Origin of the sequence: Flavobacterium sp. (assembly GCF_043773265.1) — a bacterium.
Lineage (GTDB): Bacteria > Bacteroidota > Bacteroidia > Flavobacteriales > Flavobacteriaceae > Flavobacterium.
This window is the reverse complement of record NZ_JAYVFH010000114.1, coordinates 1-5,885: the sequence shown is the minus strand read 5'-3', so window position 1 is coordinate 5,885 and position 5,885 is coordinate 1. Positions and strand designations below refer to the sequence as shown.

The 5,885-nt window shown below is 27.3% G+C and carries 5 protein-coding genes and 1 pseudogene; all 6 read left to right on the top strand.

Annotated elements, in window-relative coordinates:
- Window positions 1–1,273, top strand: a 1,273-nt coding sequence (locus ACH2BO_RS06135) for an MBOAT family O-acyltransferase (RefSeq protein WP_395043873.1), incomplete at its 5' end; no start/stop codon positions are given.
- 1 nt (window position 1,274) lies between these two features.
- Window positions 1,275–2,183, top strand: a complete 909-nt coding sequence (locus ACH2BO_RS06130) for a hypothetical protein (protein ID WP_395043872.1) — start codon at window positions 1,275–1,277, stop codon at window positions 2,181–2,183.
- Between the two features lie 40 nt (window positions 2,184–2,223).
- Window positions 2,224–3,384, top strand: coding sequence for a cytidylyltransferase domain-containing protein (locus ACH2BO_RS06125; RefSeq protein ID WP_395043871.1), 1,161 nt, complete (start codon window positions 2,224–2,226; stop codon window positions 3,382–3,384).
- Entirely contained in the window at window positions 3,377–4,252 is an 876-nt protein-coding gene (locus tag ACH2BO_RS06120) for an N-acetylneuraminate synthase family protein (RefSeq protein ID WP_395043870.1), read from the top strand. The genes ACH2BO_RS06125 and ACH2BO_RS06120 overlap by 8 nt, the downstream gene beginning before the upstream one ends.
- Window positions 4,253–4,257: 5 nt before the next feature.
- Entirely contained in the window at window positions 4,258–5,655 is a 1,398-nt protein-coding gene (locus ACH2BO_RS06115) for a UDP-glycosyltransferase (RefSeq protein WP_395043869.1), read from the top strand.
- Window positions 5,655–5,885, top strand: a pseudogene (locus ACH2BO_RS06110) (MBOAT family protein); the annotation flags it as partial. The gene ACH2BO_RS06115 and the pseudogene ACH2BO_RS06110, both read left to right, overlap by 1 nt.

Here is a 5,885-nt window from a genome sequence, read left to right as displayed (position 1 = left end):
TTCTACGCTTCTTGACTATTTTTCAGGAATTCAAATTGAAAAAAGCACTAATATAAAGACAAGAAAATTTTGGTTTTGGTTGAGTATTATAATCAATCTTGGTTTTTTAGGAGTTTTTAAGTATTTTAATTTTTTTACAGCATCATTCCAAAATCTATTGATGAATTTAGGAATTCACGTAAATAGTTGGTCATTGAATGTGATTTTGCCAATTGGAATTTCATTTTACACCTTTCATGGGTTATCTTATATTATTGATATTTACAAGAATAGAATTTCAGCCGAGAAAAATATAGTTGATTACTCTGTTTTTGTTTCCTATTTTCCATTGCTTGTTGCTGGTCCAATTGAACGAGCAACACATCTTTTACCACAAATTAAAAAGAAAAGAACATTCAATTACAATCAAGCAGTTGACGGTTTAAGACAAATTTTATGGGGATTATTCAAGAAAATTGTAATTGCAGATAATTGTGCCGAATATGCCAATTATATTTTTAATGATTCAAGTAATTATTCAGGAAGTACATTAATAATTGGAGCATTATTTTTTACTTTTCAAATTTATGGTGATTTTTCAGGATATTCAGACATAGCATTAGGAGTATCAAGATTGTTTGGAATAGAATTGTTAAAAAACTTTTCATTTCCTTATTTTTCTAGAGATATTGCTGAGTTTTGGCGTCGTTGGCACATTTCTTTATCCTCATGGTTTAAAGATTATTTATACATTCCACTCGGAGGAAGTAAAGGAGGAAAATGGATGCAAGTAAGAAATACATTTATCATTTTTATTGTAAGTGGCTTTTGGCATGGAGCAAATTGGACATTTATAGTTTGGGGATTATTGAATGCAATTTATTTTTTACCACTTTTACTTTTCAATAAAAATAGAGATAATTTGCAAATAGTTGCTTTTGATAAATCATTACCTAGTTTTAAAGAATTGGTTTCAATTTTATTTACTTTTGGATTAACAGTATTTGCATGGATATTTTTTAGGGCTAATAATTTGCAACACGCATTTAGTTATATTTCAGGAATTTTCAGTAAAAAAATATTTTCATTGCCAGAAATTCGTCCAACCTATTTATTACTATTACTATTGTTGTTTATTGTTATAGAGTGGATTGGTAGAAAAGATAACTATGGTTTAGAAAAAATAGGTTTCCAATTTAATAAAATATTTAGATGGTCATTATATTTAGGTTTATTTATTTTACTATTTATTTATGGAGCCAAAGAACAACAATTTATTTATTTTCAATTTTAATATGAAAAGATTATTAACTAATTTGTTTCTGTTTGGCATTGTCTTTTTTGTTATTGACAAATTTTTTTATGTTTTTTTATTTACTTCACCTAATTTAGAAGTTGATAAAAGATTAGAATTATTAATTAACGGAAAAATCAATAAAGATATTATAGTCATGGGTTCATCTCGTGGAGCATATGGAATAATTGCAGGTCAAATAGAAAAAGAAACTTCATTATCAGCATATAATATTACTTATCCAGGATCGAATATTGAGTTTCATGAATTTTTATTAAAAACACTTTTAAAATTTAATAAAAAACCCAAAATAATTATTTTGCCAATTGATGATCCATCAGAATTAGTATTTGATAAAACACTAAATTTTAGGTTCGAAAGATTATATCCTTTGGTAAAATATAATTACATTACCAATGAACTTATAAATCAAAAAGAAAAAAACCAACTCGCCAGAGTTTTGTGTTTAGCAAGATTAAACAGAGGAAACTTTAGTTTTGAGAAAAAGAAAATCTCTTCTGAAAGTCCAATTCTAGAATGTGGTTCTATGCCATTTATTAATCAAATAAATAGAAAAAAGTTTAATTTTTATAAACACTTAAAGAAATATAATATTAAGAACGAAAAAGAAAGTAAAATAAAAGCTTTTCTAGAATTTCAAGATATATGCAATAAAAACAACATTAAATTAATTTACTGTTTTACACCTAATTTTAGACCCTATAATACAGATTTAGAAAAAAGAATTAAAAAAATTTCAGATAAAGAAAACAAATTTTTTGTTTATGATACACTAAATCAATTATACAAAAAAGAAGATTATTTTTATGACGAATCTCATTTAAATATAAAAGGTGCAAAACTATACACAACAGAACTAAGTAATTTCATAAATTTGAATAAAAATTAATATTTCCAAGTTGTTTTAAAAAACTATAAGTTAAATAAAAATGAAAAAAATAGGATTTATTCCAATACGCAAAGGTTCAAAAGGAATTATAGGAAAAAACAAAAAGAAAATGCTAGGAAGACCATTGTTTACTTGGGTTTTAGCAGAAGCTATTTTTTCCAATTTAGATCAAGTTTATGTATTTACAGATGATGATGAAATAATTGATTTTATTAAAAAAGAATATACTTGGACCAATAAAGTTAAAGCTTTAAAACGTAACGAACAGAATGCAAATGATACAGCAACTACCGAAAGTGCTATGCTTGAATTTGCAGAAAAAATAAATAACGATTTTGAAATACTTTGCTTACTTCAAGCAACATCTCCATTAACGACATCTAAAGATATTGATAATGCAATTAATAAAATAACTTTAGAACACTATGATTCCTCATTAACTGTAGTAAAAACGCATCGATTTATTTGGAATATAGATGGAACTCCTAAAAATTATGATTATTTAAATCGACCTCGAAGACAAGATTTTGATGGACTTTTAATTGAAAATGGAGCAGTATATTGCACAACAAATAAAGCATTTTTATCTTCAAATAATAGAATAAGCGGTAAAATTGGTGTTGTAGAAATGCCAGAAGAAACACTGATTGAAATAGATTCAAGTTCCGATTGGATAATAGCTGAAAACCTTTTAATAGAACGACAAAAAAAACAAAAACAAACGAAAAGAATAGAATATTTAGTGCTCGATGTAGATGGTGTTTTTACAGATGGTTGTGTTTATTACTCAAAAGATGGTGAACTATCCAAAAAATTCGATATGCGTGACGGAATGGGTTTAGAAATTATTCGTCAAAACAATGTAGAAGTAGTTGTCTTAACATCAGAAAATTCAGATTTAGTTGCAAAAAGAATGCAAAAATTAAATATTGAGAACACCTTTTTAGGAGTTAAAGATAAATTTTCATTTTTAAAAGATTTTCTTCATAATAAAAATAGTAATTTTGGCGCCGTTGCTTATGTAGGTGATGATGTAAATGATTTAGCAAATTTGTGCAGCGTAGGTTGGTCGTTTGCACCAATAAATGCAACAAATATCGTGAAAAACAATGTAGATATTGTTTTAACAAATGAATCAGGTAAAGGAGCAATAAGAGAAGTGTGTGAAATTATTTTAAATTATAATAAAAGATATGAATAGTTACAAAAAACCATATATAATTGCAGAAATTGGTTGCAACCATAAAGGTCAAATAGAAATAGCAAAAGAATTAATAAAAATTGCTAAAATATTCTGTAATGTAGATGCAGTAAAATTTCAAAAACGAAATAATGTTGAACTTCTAACAGAAGAACAATACAACGCGCCACATCCAAATCCTCAAAACTCTTATGGCGATACTTATGGCGCACACAGAGAATATCTTGAATTCAATCTAGCTCAAAATGCAGAACTAAAAAAATATTGCGAAGAAATTGGAATCGTTTATTCAACATCAGTTTGGGATTTAACATCAGCTAAAGAAATCGCTTCCTTAAATCCAGAATTTATTAAAATTCCATCTGCTTGTAACAATAATTATGAAATGCTGGCTTGGTTATGCGATAATTATAAAGGCGAAATTCACATTTCAACAGGAATGACAACTAAAAACGAAACCGAAGATTTGGTTAATTTCTTTACAGAAAAAGGACGAAATAAAGATTTGGTTTTATACAATTGTACTTCGGGTTATCCTGTTCCTTTTGATGATGTATGTTTATTAGATATTAATTTACTTATAGAAAAATACTCAGATAAAGTAAAACATATTGGTTTCTCTGGACACCATTTAGGAATAGCAGTTGATGTTGCCGCTTTCACACTTGGAGCAAATATTATAGAAAGACACTATACAATAGATAGAACTTGGAAAGGAACAGATCATGCAGCTTCTCTAGAACCAGAAGGTTTAAGAAAACTAGCAAGAGATTTAAAAGCAGTTCACAAAGCATTAACTTTCAAGAGCCAAGATATTCTTCCTATTGAGCAAGTACAAAGAGATAAATTAAAAAATCAGAAAGTATAGGTTTTATGAAAAATAAAATCTTTATTTTTCTACCAGATGGAGTTGGTTTAAGAAACTTTGCATTTACCAAATTTAAAGAAATTGGTGATCAAAAAGCATATGACATAACGTATTGGAACAATACACCATTTTCAATAAAAAATGAAATAGGTTTTGACGAAGTTAAAATAGAAAACCAAAAAATCAATCCATTAACAACTATTTTTACAAGAGCAAGAAAGAGGATTGAGTTAAATGTTTTTGATAAAAAATTTAATGAAACTGTTTACAACACCTACAATTTTCCACAATCATACAAAGGATTTTCAAATTTTTTTAAAAGTATTAGTGTTGATGTTTTGGTGTTTTTTGGTTCAAACAATACAGGAATTAACTTTGTTAGAAATACCATAAAAAAATTAGAACGAAAAACACCAAAATATAATTATTGCAAAAAACAATTAGAAGAACACAAACCCAATTTTATTTTTTGTACAAATCAAAGACCATCACAAGCAATTGCACCTATTTTAGCAGCACAAGATTTAGGAATTCCTACGGCAACTTTTATTTTTTCATGGGATAATTTGCCCAAAGCAACAACATTAGTCGAAACCGATTACTATTTTGTTTGGAGTGAACACATGAAAAAAGAGCTTTTAATGTATTGTCCATATGTAAAACCAGAAAATGTTTTTATTAGTGGAACACCACAATTTGAAAGCCATTTTGACAAATCATTATTACAAACAAAAGAAGTATTTTTCAAACAACATAATTTAGATTTAAATAAAAAATACATTTGTTTTTCGGGTGACGACATAGTAACATCGCCTTTAGACCAATATTATCTCGAAGATTTAGCCATTTCTATAAAAGAATTAAACAATCAAGGTTATAATTTAGCAATTATTTATCGAAAATGTCCTGTCGATTTTACTACAAGATATGATGCAATTTTAAAAAAATATAGTGATGTAATTATCTCAATAGATCCATTATGGCGACCAGTTGGAACCAGTTGGAACGAGATTATGCCAACCAAAGAAGACTTTGCATTGCAATCTAATATTTGTGAACATACAGAATTTGTTGGAAACATCGCATCTTCAATGGTTTTCGACTTTGTAGCACATAATAAATCGTGCTTGTTTTTTGATTATGAGCAACCACAATTAAAAAAAGGAATTCGCGATATTGGTCAGAACTACAAATACATTCATTTTAGATCAATGCCATCAAAAGATGCAGCACTTTTTGTAAACCATAAAAAAGAATTAACAAAAATTGTAAAAAATATACTAGACGGAAAATTATCAAACGTTGTTGAAGGCAAAAAATGGTTTGAAATAATTGTTGGCTCAGAACCTACAAAAGCTTCAAACGCTATTTGGAAATTTATAGATACAATTACAAATAAATAATGTTTTTCAATTCTACCAGTTTTGCAATTTTCTTACCAATAGTGTTTTTACTTTATTGGTTTTTTCCAGTTAAATCAAAACGGCAACAAAACATTATTTTAATTATTGCAAGTTATTATTTTTATTCCTGTTGGGATTGGAGATTTCTGTTTTTATTAATTTTTTCTACGCTTCTTGACTATTTTTCAGGAATTCAAATTGAAAAAAGCACTAATATAAAGACAAGAAAA

What these genes read in the sequence shown, in the direction of transcription:
- ACH2BO_RS06130 (WP_395043872.1), top strand. Translation starts at nt 1,275, where the DNA reads ATGAAAAGATTATTAACTAATTTGTTTCTGTTTGGCATTGTCTTTTTT.
- ACH2BO_RS06125 (WP_395043871.1), top strand. Translation starts at nt 2,224, where the DNA reads ATGAAAAAAATAGGATTTATTCCAATACGCAAAGGTTCAAAAGGAATT.
- ACH2BO_RS06120 (WP_395043870.1), top strand. Translation starts at nt 3,377, where the DNA reads ATGAATAGTTACAAAAAACCATATATAATTGCAGAAATTGGTTGCAAC.
- ACH2BO_RS06115 (WP_395043869.1), top strand. Translation starts at nt 4,258, where the DNA reads ATGAAAAATAAAATCTTTATTTTTCTACCAGATGGAGTTGGTTTAAGA.